The following is a 16,344-nucleotide window of genomic DNA, read 5'->3' as shown; positions in this document are numbered from 1 at the left end:
CCGCGGAGTCGGTTCACTCTAGCGCAGCGGCACCGCCGTCCGTCCCGCTACTGCCTCGGGGCCGAGCCCTGGATGATCACCTCCTGGCGGAAGAACGCCGGGTTGATGCGCCACCAGATGAGCATGAGCACGGCGCCGAGCAGGATCACGCCGACGCCGAGGATGAACACCATGCCGATACCGAACAGCTCGGAACCGGAGCCGTAGGCCGGGTCCATCGAGTCGGTGGCGGTCTTGAAGAACATGACCAGCAGGATGACTCCGCCGAGCAGCGGCGCGAGGAACCGGAACAGGGCGTTCCTGGCGCTGCTGAAGGCCTGGGCGCGGAAGTACCAGACGCAGGCGAGTGCAGTGATGCCGTAGTAGAAGCAGATCATCATGCCCAGCGCCGTGATGGTGTCCCAGAGGGCGTTCTCGGACACGAGCCGCGTGAAGACGTAGAAGCCGGCGGCCGCGACCGCCGCGGCGATCGTCGCGTAGCTCGGCGACTTGTACTGAGGGCTGATGCGGCCATACCCCTTCGGCAGGGCCTTGTAGTGGCCCATGGCAAGCAGGGTGCGGGCCGGGGAGACGAACGTGGACTGGAGGGATGCCGCCGAGGAGCTGAGGACGGCGATCGACATGAGGATGGCGAACGGGCCCATCACCGGACCGGCGAGCGCCGCGAAGATGCTCTCCTGGTTGTCCGGGTTGCCGGCTCCGAGGTCCCCCTCGCCCACGCCGGCGAAGGAGAGGGTCGCGAGGGCGACGGTGAGGTAGATGACCACGATGACGACCACCGTCAGGGCGCCTGCGCGGCCCGGGGTCTTCTCCGGGTTCCTGGTCTCCTCGTTCATGGTCAGTGTCACGTCCCAGCCCCAGTAGATGAAGATGGACAGCGAGACACCGGCCGCGAAGGCGGAGAAGGAGCCGACGGCGAACGGGTTGAACCATTCCGCGCTGATGGCGGTGGCGTCGAAGGCCGTGCCGTTGGCCACATGCAGGAACGCGGCGATCGCGAACCAGGCGAGCACCGCGAGCTGGAAGGTGACCAGGACGTACTGGACCGCTTTGGTGGTCTCCATGCCGCGGTAGGAGACGTAGCAGGCGAGCGCGATGAAGACGAGCGTCGTCGCGATGTTGACCGGCAGGTTGAGCGTGAGGTCCGCGAGGCCCGGGTTGCGGAACACCTGCGCGAGCATCAGGTAGAAGAAGTCGACGGCGACCGCGGCCAGGTTGGACAGGACGATCACGGTGGCGGCGATGAGCCCCCACCCGCCCATCCAGCCGACCCAGGGACCGAAGGCGCGCGTGGCCCACGTGAAGGTGGTGCCGGAATCCGGCATGGCGCTGTTGAGTTCCCGGTAGCCGAAGGCGACGAGCAGCATGGGGATGAAGCCGACCAGGAAGATGGCCGGCAACTGCACCCCGACCTCGGCGACCGTGGGCCCGAGGGCCGCGGTCAGCGTGTACGCGGGGGCCACGCAGGACACCCCGATGACGACGGCGCCCAGCAGGCCGACGGTTCCGGCGTCGAGGCCCTTCTTGCTGAGCCCCGTCCCTCTCTGTGTTGTCTCATCGATACTCATGCGTCCGCCTCTGTGGTAACGGCGCCCGGGCCGGTGGAACCGGGCGTTGCGTACGTACGCGGGACGACGATCATGGGGATCGTCAGCGTACGCAGGATCTTGTTCGCCGTGGAGCCGAGGAAGATGCGCATGTGCTGCGCGAGGCGGCTGGAGCCGACCAGCAGCACCTCGCCCTCGTCCCAGGCCAGGGCCTCGATGGCCTCCTCGATGGAGGCGCCGTGGGCCGTCTCGACGCTCACCCTCCCGCCGGCGGCGAGGGCGGACGCGGCGTCCGCGAGTCGGCGGTTCGCCTCGTCCTCGACGCCCTCCGGATCCTCGTGCCCCGCGTCTAGCGTGACGAGGGACACCAGGCGCAGCGGGAGGCCGCGACGTTGCGCCGAGGACACGGCGACGGAGACCACGTCGTCCGCTCCCGCCCGGTTGCCGACCGCGCAGGTCAGGCGGGTGATCGGATCGGTGCGGCGGTAGGACCTGGGGGCCAGCGCCACCGGGACCGGCGAGGCGTGGAGGAGGCTCCGGGCCACGTTGCCGACGTTGAACAGGTTGGTGAGCCCGCGGGAGCTCGCACCGATGACGATCAGGGACGCCTCGGTGTCCTCGGCCGCCCGGATGAGGCCCTCTGCGTTGGATTCGGCACGGACCACCACGCCGCGAGCGGAGACGTCCTCCGGCACGAGCGCCAGGCCCTGGTCCATCCACTCCCGCAACTGGACGGTCAGGAGGCTCTCGAACCCCCTGCCCGGGAGGTAGGTTCCCGCGTAGGGGGAATGCGCGGGGGTGACGAGGACGAGGTCGAGGGACGCGTCCTGGCGACGCGCGAGGGCGACGGCGAGGCAGACGGCGTCGTGCCCGCGCCCATCGGCGGTGTACCCGACGACATACCGCATGATCACGCCCCCCGACCGGTCGGGGCGGCCTCCACGCCGGCGGACAGCGCGCGGTGGATCTCGGCCGCGGTGTGCCGGCCCATCCGGATGGCGCCGTCGACGTGCTGGTAGCCCTCGGCCGCGATGTCGGAGCAGGACCAGTGGATGGGGCCCACGGGTGTGCGCTGGTCGCGGCCGTACCGGTGCAGCCCGCCGAGGTCGTAGCTCGAGGCGTAGGCGCCGCGTGTCCACTCCTCCGACGCCCAGTCCGATTCGTAGTACACCTCCGGCTCCAGGGCCTTCGGGCCGAGGAAGTTCGCGATCGCGGAGAGAATGCGCTCGCGGCGTTCGTGCGGAGCCAGCTCGAACATGGCGTCGGCCTTCTCGTCGGAGACGAAGCCCACCAGGGTGCCGCGGGGGTCCTCGAAGTTCGTGTTGTCGTAGACCTCCTGCACGATCGACCCGGCGCTGAAGCCGGTCCCCGAGAGTCCCTCCTCGCGCCAGAACGGCGTGGTGTAGACGGCGTGGACCTTGATCACCAGGCCGAGGGACTGGTGCTGGTGCATCTGGTGCTGGCGTCGCGGCAGCGGCGGGTCGTAGCTGATGCGCGAGTAGAGGTTCGGCGGGACGGCGACGACGGCGTACCGCGCCCGCACCGTCGTCGTGTCCGAGACCACGGTGACGCCCTCGGCGGTGTCGGGGCCGTCCATGCCGCTCCAGCGGAGCGTGCGCACGGGGCTCGAGAGGATGACGTCCTCCCCCAGCTCGGCCGCCATGCGCTCCGACACGGACTGCATGCCGCCGACGACGCGCTTGTCGAGGATGAAATCCTCGTCCACCAGGTTCGAGAAGGAGCCGGCGGTCGCCGCCATGAGGATGGCCTGCAGGGTGGAGAACGAGTGCGCCGGCTTGGTCAGCATGCCGCCGGCGATGAACAGGCCGATGTTGTCGCAGGCCTCCTCGTCGTCGGACTGCTGCCGGAGCCAGTGGTGGAAGGAGATGGTGTCGAGGGCCCTGGCGTCCGGGTGGTTCCAGGGTGCTTCCGGCCCGGCCTCGTCCACGAGCCGGTCGAGGATCACGATGAGGCGTTCCATCTCCTCCCGCGTGTAGTCGCTGACGGGGAACATCTCGCCGCTGTAGCGGATCGGTTCGCCGTCCGGGCCGATGTACACGGAGTCGCCCTCCCGGTAGCGGGAGAACGTCGTCAGGCCGAGTTCACCGAGGAGACCGATGAGGGCGGTCTGGTCCGGCGACACCCACTGCCCCCCGACCTCGAAGACGGCGCCGTCGATGACGTCCGTGTGGGTGCGCCCGCCCACACGGTCGCGCGCCTCGAGCACGGCGACCGAGTGCCCGGCCTTCTTCAGCTCGCGGGCGGCGGTGAGGCCCGAAGGCCCTGCTCCGATGATGACGACGTCGCGTTCGATGGTGTTCACGTGCTCCTCCTCGTGCTGCATGACGCAGGACACAAAATGAATGATATTCATTATTGCGCCTACTATAGCCACAGGGCCCCGCGGAGGGAAGGCCCGGAAGTAGGGTTAACGCCATCGCAACAGGGAGCAGGATCGATGACCTCAGCACTACCGACCCCCCGGCGCGCCGGACGTCCTCCCCGCAGCATCCTGTCCCGGGATCGGATCACGGCGGCGACACTCGACCTGATCGCCGCGGAGGGCTACGAGGGCCTGACGATGTCCGCCCTCGCCCGAAGGCTCCATGTGGCTCCCTCCGCCCTCTACAACCACGCCGCCTCGAAGCAGGAGGTGCTCCGCTGGGTCCAGGACCATGTCATGACCATGGTCGACTTCAGCGCGTTCGCCGTGCAGCCCTGGGACGAGGCGGTACGGCAGTGGGCCTGGTCCTACCGCGAGGTCTTCGCGCGGCACGCCCCGCTGATCCCGGTGATCGCCGTCCTGCCCGTGACCGATGCTGCGGAGACGCTGCGTATGTACGAGGAGGTGGCTCGCGGTTTCGCTGCGGCGGGCTGGCCGGAGGCGCGGATCGTACCGGCGATCGTCGCCCTCGAATCCTTCATCTACGGCTCCGCGCTCGACGTCGCCGCTCCGGGCGACATCTTCGACTCCGGCACGCTCGCGGACGACTTCCCCGTGTTCACCTCGGCGGTGCGCAGCGCCTCGAAGGCGGCAGGGGCGGAGCGGGCGGCGGATGCCGCCTTCCGGGCCGGGCTCGACGGCATGATCGCCGGCCTCCGCCAGCAGCTGGCCACCCACTCCTCCTGAGCTCCGCGTCCCGCAGCACGACCCCCGTGACGGGCAGGGCTCCCTGCGCGCTGCGGGTCGGCGTCCCCCGAACGCACGAAGGCCCCGCAGCACTGCTGCAGGGCCTTCGTCACCGGTCCGGGGTCAGCCGGCGCTGACCGCGCGGATCGCGGCCTCGAGGACGTCCAGTCCGTCCTCGAGCAGCTCGTCGGTGATCACGAGCGGCGGCAGCAGACGGACCACGTTGCCGTAGGTGCCGCAGGTGAGGATGATGACGCCCTCGCGCAGGCACTGGGCAGCGATCGCCTTCGTGGCCTCGGCGTTGGGGGTCTTGCCGCCCGGCTCGACGAACTCGATGGCGAGCATGGCGCCGCGTCCGCGGAGCTCACCGATGATGCTGCGGTCGCCGAGGTCGGCCTGCAGCGCGGCGACACGCTCCGAGACCCGGGCCTCGATGCTGCGGGCGCGGCCGGCGAGGTCCTGGTCCTTCATGGTGCCGATCGCCGCCAGCGCCGCCGCGCAGGCCACCGGGTTGCCGCCGTAGGTGCCGCCGAGCCCGCCGGCGTGCACGGCGTCGAGCAGGTCCGCGCGTCCCGTGATGGCCGAGAGCGGCATGCCACCGGCGATCCCCTTGGCCATGGTGATGAGGTCCGGCACGACACCCTCGTGGTTCACGGCGAACCACTCGCCGGTGCGGCAGAAGCCGGACTGCACCTCGTCGGCGATGAACACGACGCCGTTCGCCGTGGCCCACTCCGCGAGCGCGGGGAGGAAACCGTCGGCGGGCACGATGAAGCCGCCCTCACCCTGGACGGGTTCGATGATGATCGCGGCGACCGACCCGGCGCCGATCTGCTTCTCGATCATCGTGATGGCACGCTGCGCCGCCTCGGGACCCGTGATGGCCGGGTTCTCCTCGCGGAACGGGTAGCTCATCGGGACGCGGTAGATCTCGGGCGCGAAGGGACCGAAGTTCGCCTTGTACGGCATGGACTTGGCGGTCAGGGCCATGGTCAGGTTGGTGCGGCCGTGGTAGGCGTGGTCGAAGGCGACGACGGCGTCCCGGCCGGTGGCAAGCCGGGCCACCTTGACCGCGTTCTCCACCGCTTCGGCGCCGGAGTTGAAGAGGACCGTCCGCTTCTCGAAGTCGCCCGGCGTCAGCTCGGCGAGCTGCTCCGCGACGGCGATGTAGCCCTCGTAGGGCGTGACCATGAAGCACGTGTGCGTGAAATGCTCCACCTGCTCCCTCACCGCGGCGACGACCGCTGGGTCGGAGGCGCCGACGCTCGTCACGGCGATGCCGGAGCCGAGGTCGATGAAGGAGTTGCCGTCGACGTCCCGGATGATCGCGCCGTCGGCGTCCGCCGCGTACACGGGCACGCCCGAGGCGACGCCCTTGGCGACGACGGCGGACCGGCGTGCGGCCAGCTCGGTGGACTTCGGGCCGGGGAAGTCGCCGGTAATGCTGCGCTTCTGCTCGAGCCGGAAGGTCGGTGCGACAGCACCGGGTGTGGTGGCGAAGGTGGTCATAAGGGGGTTCCTATCCAGACGGGGACGCTCAGGCGTCCAGCACGCTCATCACGTGCTTGATGCGGGTGTAATCCTCCACGCCGTACATGGAGAGGTCCTTGCCGTAGCCGGAGTGCTTGAAGCCGCCGTGCGGCATCTCGGCGGTCAGCATGATGTGCGTGTTGATCCAGACCGCACCGAAGTCGAGGTCGCGGGAGACCCGCATCGCGGTGCCGTGGTTCGAGGTCCAGACGCTCGAGGCCAGCGCGTAGTCCACGCCGTTGGCGAGCTCGACGGCCTCTTCCTCGGTCGCGAACGTCTGCACCGTCACCACGGGGCCGAACGTCTCCTGCTGCACCACGGAATCGTCCTGGCGGGCGCCGGTGACGATCGTCGGCTCGAAGAAGTAGCCCTTGTCCCCGGCCCGCCGGCCGCCCGTCGCGATGCTGCAGTGGGACGGCAGCGCGTCGATGACGGCGTTGACCGCGTTGAAGTGGTTGATGTTGTTCAGGGGCCCGAAGTAGTTCTCCGAGTCCTCCGCGCTGCCGGTCTTCAGGGTGGCCGTGTGCTCGACCATCGCCGCGACGAACTCGTCGTGCGCCTGCTCCTGCACGAGGACGCGGGTGATGGCCGTGCAGTCCTGGCCGGCGTTGAAGAACGCGAACTCGGCGATGGCCTGGGCGCTCTTCGTGAGGTCGGCGTCGGCGAACACGACGGCGGGAGCCTTGCCGCCGAGTTCCAGGTGGGCCCGCTTGAGGCCCTTCGCAGCGCTCGTGGCGACCGCGATGCCGGCGCGCACGGATCCCGTGATCGACACCAGTCCGGGGACGGGGTGCTCCGTCATGGCGGCACCGGTCTCGCCCGTGCCCAGCACGACGTTCAGGACGCCGTCGGGAAGGATGCCCTGCGTGAGGCGCGCGAGGACGAGGGTCGATTCCGGGGTTGTGTCGCTCGGCTTCAGGACCACTGTGTTGCCTGCGGCGAGGGCGGGGCCGATCTTCCAGATGGCCATGAGCAACGGGTAGTTCCACGGCGCCACCTGGGCGACGACGCCGATGGGTTCGCGGCGCACGTAGGAGGTGTGACCCTCCATGTACTCGCCCGCGGACTTGCCCTCCATGAGCCGCGCCGCGCCGGCGAAGAACCGCAATTGGTCGGCACCGACGGCCACTTCCTCGGCGGCGATCATCGCGCGCACCTGGCCTGTGTTGCGGTGCTGCGCCTCGACGAGTTCGTCACTGGCGGCCTCGACGGCGTCCGCGAGCTTCAGGAGCATCAGCTGGCGCTGGCTCGGTGTGGTCCGCTTCCAGGTGGTGAAGGCACGCGCTGCGGCGCGCATGGCGTCGTCGACGTCCGCCGCTGTGGAGATGGGCGACTGCGCCACCACCTCGCCGTTGGTGGGGTTGACGATGTCCAGGAGCTCGGTCCCGGCGGGCGTCACGAACGCTCCGTCGATGTAATTCTGAAGGGTCTCGGCCACGCTGCAGTGCCTTTCACGAGGATGGGGTCCGCGGCGCGGACGGGGTACATCCGGCCACGGGGTATCGACATGACGGTACCGGGGCACCGTCCGGCGTGCCAGAGCTATCTGCACAGCGTCCGCCCCTTGCGTGCGTGCAAAGGCACAGCGCCGCCCTAAGCTGGATCCATGGCCATCACCCTCGCCGATCTGCTGTCCGATCCCGCCCTGGGCCTGGTCGTCGAGGGGTCCCCGGAGCCGCCGGTCCAGCCCATCCAGTGGGTCGCGGTGACCGAGCTCGAGGACCCGCGGCCGTTCCTCAACGGGGCCGAAGTGGTGCTCACGACGGGCGTCCGGCTGAAGACGGGCGCTGCGCAACGGGCCTTCGTCCGGCGGGTGCACGAGGCCGGGGCCCTGGCCATCGGGTTCGGCGTCGGGCTCACGCATCGGAGGATCCCGGCGGCCGTGCTCGGGGAGGCGGACGCCGTCGGCCTCCCCGCGTTCCGGGTCCCGTACGAGGTCCCCTTCATCGCCATCGGCAAGCGGGTGGCCGATGCCCTCTCCGCCGACCACTACGCGGGGCTCGAGGACCTCCTCGAGGGCCACGCCGTCCTGGCCGCGGCGCTGCTGGGCCCGGGGGGCCTCACCGCACTCCTCGACGAGCTCGCCCGGATGCTCGGCACCGACGTCGCGCTGTTCCAGTACGGTGCGTGCATCGCGCGCACCTCCCGTCCGCGCGCAGGAGCCGACGCCGCGGGCGTCGCCGCCCGGCCGACCGGGGCGCCGGACCCGACGACGTGGCACCGGCTGCCGGTCGCCACCGGTCTCAAGGACCGCTGCACTCTCGCCCTCGCCGAGCCCTACGACCGGACCGCCGTCGTCGACTACGCGCAGAGCCTGATCTCTGTCGAGCTGACCAACCAGGCCAGGAACCGGACCGGGGCGCGCGCGGCGTCGGGCCAGCTGCTCGAGGACGTGGTGCGCGGCACGCTCGCCGGCGCGGAGGCGGCGGCCCGGCTCGCCGGGTCCGGCCTCGACACGACGCAGCGGCACAGCGTGCTGATCGTGGACGTCGCCTCCGGCCAGCGGCGCGCGCTGCGGACCCTCCCGCTGCCCGACGGCTGGAACGGCGGCGTCGCGGGGCTCGTCGACGAGCGACTCGTGCTCGTCCTCCCCGCCGGCCCCACGCCCGATCCCGTCGAGCTGAGCCGGTACCTGCACGGCGCCGGTCTGACGGCGCGCATCGGCGTCGGCGGCACCTACGCCCAGCCGAACGGACTGCGGTGGAGCTACTTCGAGGCCCGGGAGGCGCTCCAGCGGGGGCAACCCCTCAATGTCGCCGACCGCCTGAGCCTGACGTCCCTGCTGATGGCCAGCGCGGACGTCCCGCTCGCCGACCTCGCGGCGGAGACGCTCCGGCCGCTCGAGGCGTTCGACGGGGCCCACGGTGCGGGGCTGCTGGCCACGCTGCAGCGCTACCTCGACCTCGACGGCTCGGTGGCCGCGGTCGCCGCGGACCTGGACCTGCACCGCAACACGATCAGGTACCGGCTCCAGCAGGTCGTAACGCTCACGGGCTACGATCCCGCGGTCACCGCGGACCGCGTACACCTGTACCTGGCGCTCCGTGTCCGGGCCCTAGGCTGACGCGACCCGCCCCGGTACCGGCACCGTCCCGGCACTGTCCCGCCGGCGTGGGATAGTTGACCCACCTGTACCGGTCTCACTGTCCTTCGGGGGTCTTCGTGTCTCTGCTTTCTTCCGGGCTTTCCACCAACGAGTCCGATCTCGAGGAGCTCGCCCGCCAGGCGGTCCTGCAGGACTACCGGCTTCCCTACGGCGAGGCGGACGCCTCACCGGCGGGGGACCCCGGCTACGCGACGCCGCCGGAATTGCTCAACCTCGTGAAGCTCGCCGTGCGGGTGAGCGGCATGGACGCCGGCGCCATCAATATCATCACGGCGGACCAGCAGCATCAGATCGCGGCCGTCGGGGTGGACGCCAGCGTGTGCTCACGCGAGGACTCCATGTGTTCCAAGGTCTTCACGAGCGGGGACACCACCGCCCTGGCGGACGCCTCCCTCGACCCGCGGTTCGCCGACAACCCCTTCGTCAACGGCGGCATCGCCCGCGTGCGCTCCTACGCGTCCGTCCCGCTCGTCACCGAACGCGGTGCGGCCCTCGGCAGTCTCTGCGTGTTCTCGCCCGTGATCCGGACGATCGACGACGAACAGCGGGAAGGACTCGAGATCCTGGCACGGCAGATCGTGGAGGTCCTCGAACTGCAGTTCACGACGCGTCAGCTCGTCGAGGCCCTCGAGGTGGTGCGGCGCAGCAACGAGGACCTGGCGGGGTTCGCCGCGCGCGTGAGCCACGACCTGCGGAACCCGCTGACGGCGATCCTCGGCTACGCGGAACTCAGCGAGCAGGACGACGACGTCGCGCCGACCGGGCCGGCGGCACGCTACTTCAGCATCATCCGGGGCAGCGCCAGCCGCATGCTGTCCACCGTGGAGGAGGTCCTCCAGTTCTCCCGCATCGGCGGGACGATCTGCCGCAGGACGGTACGCCTGAACACCATGATGAACGCCGTGCTGCAGGACGTCCTGCCGCTCAGCAGCGCGTGCGACGCCATGGTGACGGTGCAGGACGCCGAGTTGAACGTCGACCAGGCGCAGGTCACCGCGCTGCTGCAGAACCTGGTGGCGAACGGGATCAAGTACTCGACGCCCGGCTCTCCCCCTCGCATCGAGGTGATCGCGAGCGTCGGGGAGACGCAGCTGCTGCGCGTCATCGACCACGGCAAGGGCATCGCCCCGGCGGACCGGCAGCGGGTCCTGGAACCCCTCGTGCGGCTGAACCGGGACGGCGATCCGGCCGGGAGCGGGATCGGCCTGGCGACCTGCGCGCGGATCGCGGCGGCGCACGGAGGGTCGATCAGCCTGTCCGAGACGCCCGGCGGCGGCACCACGGCCACCGTGGATCTCGGCCCCGCCTGACACACCCCTGGTTCCGCCACCGCGGCCGGCGGCTCGCCGGCGCGCCGCTAGCGGTCCTGGGGCTGCAGTTCCTGGACCTGGTCCGCGTGGGCGAGCGGGAGGCGGAACGCGAAGGTCGAGCCTTCGCCTGCGACGCTCCGGCAGGTGATGGTGCCGCCGTGGCGTTCCACGATCGCCTTGGAGATGGCGAGGCCGAGGCCCACCCCGGGAATCGCCGCGTTGCGGGCCCCCGAGGTGCGGAAGAACTTGGAGAAGACACCCCGCTGCTCCTCCGCCGTCATGCCGCTGCCCTGGTCGGTCACGGAACATTCCACGTCGCCGTCGACCTCCCTGGCGCGGATGCTCACGCGCCCGCCGCCCGGTGAGTACTTGACGGCGTTCGAGAGCAGGTTGTCCAGGACGTCACCGATCCGGGAGGCGTCGCACAGCGCGACGAGCCCAGGGTCGGTGAGGTCCTCGAACCGCACCAGCGGATTCGTGTTGCCCCGCTCGGCCGAGGCGACGCGGCGCCCCACGAGGCCGGAGAAATCCGTGGGCACGGGGGTGATCTCGGGAGAGCCCTCCGCGGCAGACAGCAGGTCCACCACGAGCTTGTGCAGCCGTTCGGAGTTCCTGGACACCACCTCGAGGCCCGAGGCGACGTCGGGGTCGAGGTCCGGCGTCCCCAGGAGCAGTTCGAGGTATCCCCGGATCGCCGTCAGCGGGGTCCGCAACTCGTGCGAGACGGTCGCCACGAACTCGTCCTTCGCATTCAGCGCGGTGACGAGTTCCGTGACGTCGTTGAACGTGACGACGGAGCCTTCGCGGTCGCCCGCCTGATTGCTCATCAGCCGCGACGACGTCGAGAGGACCCGCTGGTGGGGCCGCTCGCCCCACCACAGGAGATAGTCGGAGAACACCTGACCGTCCGCCGCACGCCGCGTAGGACGTCGGGCGGCCGGCACGTCCGTCTCGCCGTCCTGCTGGAAGATGCGCAGGGCGGCCTCGTCCGTATCGTGTGCCCCGCCGGCGAGCACCCGGAACTGCTCGAGCTTGCGGTTCGAGAGGACCGTCCGACCCTCCTCGTCGACGGCGGTCACGCCGATGTCCACACTGTTGACCACGGTGTCCAGCAACCGTTCGCGACGTGCGCTCTCCTCGAACAGCACCCGCAGGGCGCGGTCCTTCTCCTCGACGACGGACTGCTGCGCCATCATGCTCGCTGTCATCACGTGGATGGTCACGCCGATGGCGAGCATGATGAACGGCAGGAGGAAGGACTGCGTCAGCGACTGCGAGGTGACCGCTGTGTCCGTGACGAAGACCGGCACCCAGACGATACCGAGCGAGGCGAGGAACCCTGCGGCGAGGACTGCCCGCGGGTACAGGCCGGAGGCCGCCAACCAGATGACGGGGAACACGGTGAGGAGGCCGACACCCGTGATGACGGTACCCGCCCCGTAGCGCATGAACCCGATCGGGATGAAGTCGAGCAGCGGGATGACCAGGAAGCTCGCGTACGGAAGCCGGTCCCACGGGACGAGTACGCACAGCGCCAGCAGGACGGCCTGCAGCCAGAGTCCGATCATGAACGACGGGCTGGAGAAGAGGTCCCGGTGGAAGACCAGGCCGCCGGCGACGATCAGCAGGACGGTCAGGGACAGCGGCAGCTGGCTGAGGATCACGCGCGCACGCAGGGACAGTTCGTGGAACTGCTTCCTGTTGAGTGTCAGGTAGGAGAGCACTCTGTCCATCGTCCGGCCGTCCCCCTGGTGGTCATCGGATTCGTCCGCCGGAATGGCGGGGCGATGCTCCTCGCCAGCCACACACTAACGCGGTAGTCCCGCGATTCCGGGTGGTGAAAGTCGAGAGACCCCTCAAGATCACATCAAGTTCGCCACAACAAGCCGGCCATTCGGGCGAAGCATCGCGGCGCGCCCGGAAGTCCGTGCGCCATAGCGTTTAATGAGGATCATGACTGCTGCCCCGGAGATCCGCCGTGCCCTCGTTGTCGAGGACGACGTCGATATCCGGGGTCTCCTCGTCCAGATCCTGCAGCGCGAGGGCTTCGAGGTCGCCGAGGCCGCGACCGCGCGCGAGGGCCTCGCGAAGGCGCGCGCGGGCGCCGACCTCATCACCCTGGACCTCAACCTCCCCGACGGCGACGGCGTGGAGATCTGCCGCGAGGTCCGCACCTTCTCGGACGCCTACATCCTCATGATCACGGCACGCACCGACGAGATCGAACGCCTCACGGGCCTCGAGACGGGCGCGGACGACTACATCAGCAAGCCCTTCAGCCCGCGGGAACTGGTGGCGCGCATCAATTCGCTGTTCCGCCGCCAGAGCCGCCAGGCCGCCGTCGACGTCGCGAACGCCGACGAGCGCCAGCGCGCCGCGGAGGTGCAGCAGAGCCTGCTCCCCCGCGACCGGCTCACGCTCGCCGACTTCGAACTGGCCGGGCGCTTCAGGCCGTCGAGGAGTGTCGGCGGCGACTTCTACGACTGGTACCCGACGCCGGACGGCCTGCACTTCACCGTCGCCGACGCCATGGGCAAGGGCATGGGTGCAGCGCTGGTCGCGGCGACCGTACGCGCGATCATGCGCTCCGTCGCGTCCCAGCCGAGCCTCGAGACCGCGTTCGCGACGGCGGCGCGGGCGACGGAGGCGGACCTCGACCACGCCGGTTCCTTCGTCACGCTGTTCCACGGCCGCCTCGACGCGGCCAGCGGCGTCGTCGGTTATGTCGACGCCGGACACGGCCTCGCCCTGCACGTCGCAGCGGACGGGACGGTGATGCGCCTGCCGTCCGCGGGCCCACCCGTCGGCGCGTGGCCCGACCAGACCTGGCCCGCCGCCACCCTGCGTCTGGAGCGGGGAGACGCGCTCGCCATCGTGAGCGACGGGCTGCTCGACATCTTCGAGACGGTCGACCTGTTCACCGAGGCGGTGGCCGGCGTGGTCTCGGCGGCCACGAGCGCCGAGGAAGCCTGCGCAGTGCTGCTGGAACTGGCCGACGTCCCCGAGGTCGCCGACGACGTGACGGTCGTCATCCTGCGCCACTCGCGCGACTGACACCGCCTCCGACCTGACACTGTCCCGGGCAGGGGCGGGCAGAGCGCGCGACCGGCGCGCATCGATTTCGAACACACCGATCCACGGCATGGCAGCGGAAGAGGAGCACATGGAATTCACGGTCCAGGACAAGGGGCGCTACACCGAGGTCGCGGCGAGCGGGCGCCTCAACATGGTCGCGGCACCGAAGCTGCGCAAGGTCGTCGACGAGGTGGTGAACGGGGGCGGCACGCGGATCGTCGTGAACCTCGCGGACACCAGCTTCATGGACTCGTCCGGCCTCGGCGCCCTCATCGGCTGCCTGAAGCTGGCCCGGCAGTCCGGCGGTGACCTGCGGATCGCCGCCGTCCAGCCGCAGGTCACCATGGTGCTCGAACTCACCAGCATGCACCGCGTGCTCACGCCCCACGCGACGGCGGACGAAGCCTTCGGCAATGACTGACATCCTGGCGCGGCGCACCCTCGAGGAGCCCGCCGCGGAGCAGGCCATCGAGAACCTGCACGTCCTCCTGGAGCAGCTGTGGCTGGACGCCGCCTTCGTCCCGGCACCCGACCAGATGGCCTTCACGACGGCGGTGATCGAGTCCGCGAGCAACGTCGTGCAGCACGGCGTCCCCGCGGACGGCGCCACGCTGCTCCTCGGCGTCGAGCTCACGGTCGCCGTCGAGCGCCTGCGCGCCGTCATCAGCGAGATAGGCGCCGCGCCGCTGGACCCCGTCCCGGATCTCGAGGGGCCCACCGGCCCTTCCGGTCCGGACGACGACGCGCTGCTGGAGGACTACGACGAGTCCGGGCGCGGCCTCTCCATGATCCGCGCCCTCGTCACCACCGTCACGGTCGAGCGCGAGGGCGACACCAACGTCTGGGTCCTGTCCCGGGACTCCGGCCGGGCCTGACCTCGCGCGGGGCCGGCCCGCGTGGCGTCCCTCGCATGTCCGTCACGGGAGGGCCGGCCTGCCCAGGAATGCGGTGAGGTCCGCGTAGACCTCGCGGGACTCCGGAAGGCGGGGGAACGCCGGGAACACATGGAAGCCGCCCGGATACACCTTCAGCTCCACGGCGGCCCCCGCGGCGACCGCACGGTCCCGGAACACCGTGGCGTCCGCCATGCAGACGTCGCGCGTCCCCTGGTAGATGCGGGTGCGCGGCAGGACCGCCAGCAGGTCCTCCGGTGCGCAGGCCGGGCTGACCAGCGGCGTCCGGGGGTCATCGCCGTCCGCCCACCACAGCCCCGCCTGCACCCCGCCCGCCACGGAGAGCATCGGATCGACGGCCTCGAAGGCGGGGATCTCGGGGTTGGTGGCAGTGACGTCGAGCCAGGGCGAGAAGGCGACGACGCGTCCCGGCCCGGGGAGTCCGGCCTCCCTGAACGCCCACGTCTGTGCGACGGCGAGCCCGCCGCCTGCAGAGTCCCCCATCAGCGTGACGTCGTCGGCCGCGGCTGTCCTGAGGACGTCGCGGTACACGGACACCAGGTACGGGAAAGCGTCCCGGTAGCTGTTCTCCGGTGCCAGCCGGTACAGGGGCACCGTGACGGCGGCGCCGGTGCGCTTCGTCAGCTCGGCGATGATCCACCAGTGCGGTCGGGCGAGCTCGTTGAGGTAGGTCCCGCCGTGCGTGTAGATGATGTGCGAGCGGGTGGAACCCTGCAGCGGGCGGATCGTGATGGTCCTCAGGCCGTCGATCCGCTGCTCCTGGATGGTGTGCGTCCGCTTCAGCGTCCACGGGATGGCGGCGGTCGCCGGGTAGGTGCGGCCCGGGTACTTCGCGTTGCCCCAATCGGTGGTGCTCATGTTCCTCTTCGTCGGCAGGAGGCCGATCAGCCGGGCTGCCACGCGCATCGCTCGCGAGCCGTCCTTCGCACTCGGCGTGATCGTCTCCGTGCTGCTCGCGTCTGTGCCCGTCATGGGGCCAGCCTAGTGCCCGGGTGCACCGCCCCGTCTGTCATGCTGGATAGGCCCTCCCGGCGTCCGTGGATCCTCCGGACCCCGAGGGCACCCCCGCCGGAACCCCGAAGGATCAGATGGACACCGTTCTGCACGTCGCGCTCGGCGCCGACCTCCTCGGCGTCTTCTTCTTCGCCGTCTCCGGCTCCCTGCTGGCGGCCCGCAAGGGCTTCGACCTCGTGGGGTCGCTCCTGCTCGCATCCCTCGCATCCCTCGGCGGCGGCGTGGCCCGGGACCTCATCCTCAACGTCCCGCCCGCTGCCTTCACGAATCCCGTCTACCTGGTGCCTCCGCTGCTCGCCACCGTCCTGGTGTACTTCGTGTTCTCCGGCGTGGAACGCGGCAAGCGCATCCTGGTCGTCTTCGACGCCGGCGGGCTGGCCCTGTTCTGCATCACCGGCACCCTCAAGGCGCTCGACGCCGGCCTCCACCCGGTGTCCGCAGCCCTGCTGGGCGTCACGACGGCCGTCGGCGGCGGCCTGCTGCGCGACGTCGTCGCGAACGAGGTGCCGCAGCTCTTCGATCCCCGGGACATCTACGCGCTGCCCGCGATGCTGGGCTCCGTCGTCGTCACCGTCCTCTACCTGACCGGGACCTTCACGATCGTCACGGGGACCGCCGCCGCGTCCCTCGTGTTCTCGCTGCGGGTCCTCGCGTGGCGTTACGGCTGGCACGCGCCACTCGCCGCGCGGACGTAGCCCGCGCGGCGCATGCGGCAGCT

The 16,344-nt window shown here is 70.4% G+C and carries 14 protein-coding genes; 7 read left to right on the top strand and 7 right to left on the bottom strand.

The annotated features are described in order from the left end of the window. Positions 1 to 47: 47 nt before the first annotated feature. Genes ACX80F_RS11030 through ACX80F_RS11020 form a run of 3 tightly spaced genes read right to left on the bottom strand, consistent with a single transcriptional unit; the run spans position 48 to position 3,921 of the window. On the bottom strand, positions 48 to 1,568 hold the full coding sequence (locus ACX80F_RS11030) for an APC family permease (protein WP_459336434.1): 1,521 nt from the start codon (positions 1,566 to 1,568) through the stop codon (positions 48 to 50). Further along, complete coding sequence (locus ACX80F_RS11025; protein ID WP_459336433.1) at positions 1,565 to 2,455, bottom strand: universal stress protein; 891 nt, start codon at positions 2,453 to 2,455, stop codon at positions 1,565 to 1,567. The genes ACX80F_RS11030 and ACX80F_RS11025 overlap by 4 nt, the downstream gene beginning before the upstream one ends. 2 nt (positions 2,456 to 2,457) lie before the next feature. Then, complete coding sequence (locus ACX80F_RS11020) at positions 2,458 to 3,921, bottom strand: flavin monoamine oxidase family protein (RefSeq protein ID WP_459336432.1); 1,464 nt, start codon at positions 3,919 to 3,921, stop codon at positions 2,458 to 2,460. An 84-nt stretch (positions 3,922 to 4,005) separates the two neighbouring features. Here ACX80F_RS11020 and ACX80F_RS11015 point away from each other — a divergent pair, with 84 nt between their 5' ends. After that, positions 4,006 to 4,677, top strand: coding sequence for a TetR/AcrR family transcriptional regulator (locus ACX80F_RS11015; RefSeq protein ID WP_459336431.1), 672 nt, complete (start codon positions 4,006 to 4,008; stop codon positions 4,675 to 4,677). 123 nt (positions 4,678 to 4,800) lie between these two features. Here ACX80F_RS11015 and gabT read toward each other — a convergent pair whose 3' ends face one another. Both gabT and ACX80F_RS11005 read right to left on the bottom strand, forming a co-directional pair. Beyond that, the gene (gene gabT / locus ACX80F_RS11010; protein ID WP_459336430.1) at positions 4,801 to 6,186 is read right to left on the bottom strand and encodes a 4-aminobutyrate--2-oxoglutarate transaminase; all 1,386 of its coding nucleotides are present in this window, start codon (positions 6,184 to 6,186) and stop codon (positions 4,801 to 4,803) included. Positions 6,187 to 6,214: 28 nt separating this feature from the next. After that, complete coding sequence (locus tag ACX80F_RS11005) at positions 6,215 to 7,645, bottom strand: gamma-aminobutyraldehyde dehydrogenase (protein WP_459336429.1); 1,431 nt, start codon at positions 7,643 to 7,645, stop codon at positions 6,215 to 6,217. A 168-nt stretch (positions 7,646 to 7,813) separates the two neighbouring features. Here ACX80F_RS11005 and ACX80F_RS11000 point away from each other — a divergent pair, with 168 nt between their 5' ends. Beyond that, positions 7,814 to 9,271, top strand: a complete 1,458-nt coding sequence (locus ACX80F_RS11000) for a PucR family transcriptional regulator (protein ID WP_459336428.1) — start codon at positions 7,814 to 7,816, stop codon at positions 9,269 to 9,271. 98 nt (positions 9,272 to 9,369) lie between these two features. Then, positions 9,370 to 10,623 carry an ATP-binding protein gene (locus ACX80F_RS10995; RefSeq protein WP_459336427.1) on the top strand — a complete coding sequence of 418 codons (1,254 nt, stop codon included), beginning with the start codon at positions 9,370 to 9,372 and terminating at the stop codon, positions 10,621 to 10,623. 47 nt (positions 10,624 to 10,670) lie between these two features. Here ACX80F_RS10995 and ACX80F_RS10990 read toward each other — a convergent pair whose 3' ends face one another. Then, the gene (locus ACX80F_RS10990) at positions 10,671 to 12,356 is read right to left on the bottom strand and encodes a sensor histidine kinase (RefSeq protein WP_459336426.1); all 1,686 of its coding nucleotides are present in this window, start codon (positions 12,354 to 12,356) and stop codon (positions 10,671 to 10,673) included. A 220-nt stretch (positions 12,357 to 12,576) separates the two neighbouring features. Between ACX80F_RS10990 and ACX80F_RS10985 the strand changes: the two genes are divergently transcribed. From ACX80F_RS10985 to ACX80F_RS10975, 3 genes are all read left to right on the top strand, one after another. Continuing rightward, positions 12,577 to 13,677 (top strand): PP2C family protein-serine/threonine phosphatase, encoded by a 1,101-nt coding sequence (locus ACX80F_RS10985; protein ID WP_459336425.1) that lies wholly within the window; start codon positions 12,577 to 12,579, stop codon positions 13,675 to 13,677. A 109-nt stretch (positions 13,678 to 13,786) separates the two neighbouring features. After that, complete coding sequence (locus ACX80F_RS10980; protein WP_459336424.1) at positions 13,787 to 14,119, top strand: STAS domain-containing protein; 333 nt, start codon at positions 13,787 to 13,789, stop codon at positions 14,117 to 14,119. Beyond that, positions 14,112 to 14,573 (top strand): ATP-binding protein, encoded by a 462-nt coding sequence (locus ACX80F_RS10975; protein ID WP_459336423.1) that lies wholly within the window; start codon positions 14,112 to 14,114, stop codon positions 14,571 to 14,573. The genes ACX80F_RS10980 and ACX80F_RS10975 overlap by 8 nt, the downstream gene beginning before the upstream one ends. 42 nt (positions 14,574 to 14,615) lie before the next feature. Here the strand turns inward: ACX80F_RS10975 and ACX80F_RS10970 are convergent, their stop codons facing one another. Then, on the bottom strand, positions 14,616 to 15,584 hold the full coding sequence (locus tag ACX80F_RS10970; RefSeq protein WP_459336422.1) for an alpha/beta hydrolase: 969 nt from the start codon (positions 15,582 to 15,584) through the stop codon (positions 14,616 to 14,618). A gap of 116 nt (positions 15,585 to 15,700) precedes the next feature. Between ACX80F_RS10970 and ACX80F_RS10965 the strand changes: the two genes are divergently transcribed. Further along, a complete protein-coding gene (locus ACX80F_RS10965) occupies positions 15,701 to 16,321 on the top strand; it encodes a trimeric intracellular cation channel family protein (protein WP_459336421.1) in 621 nt (206 codons plus the stop codon). Positions 16,322 to 16,344 lie beyond the last annotated feature (23 nt).

Source organism: Arthrobacter sp. TMS2-4 (assembly GCF_054511075.1).
Note: the sequence above shows the minus strand (reverse complement) of the source record. Positions and strands in the feature narration are given on the sequence as shown.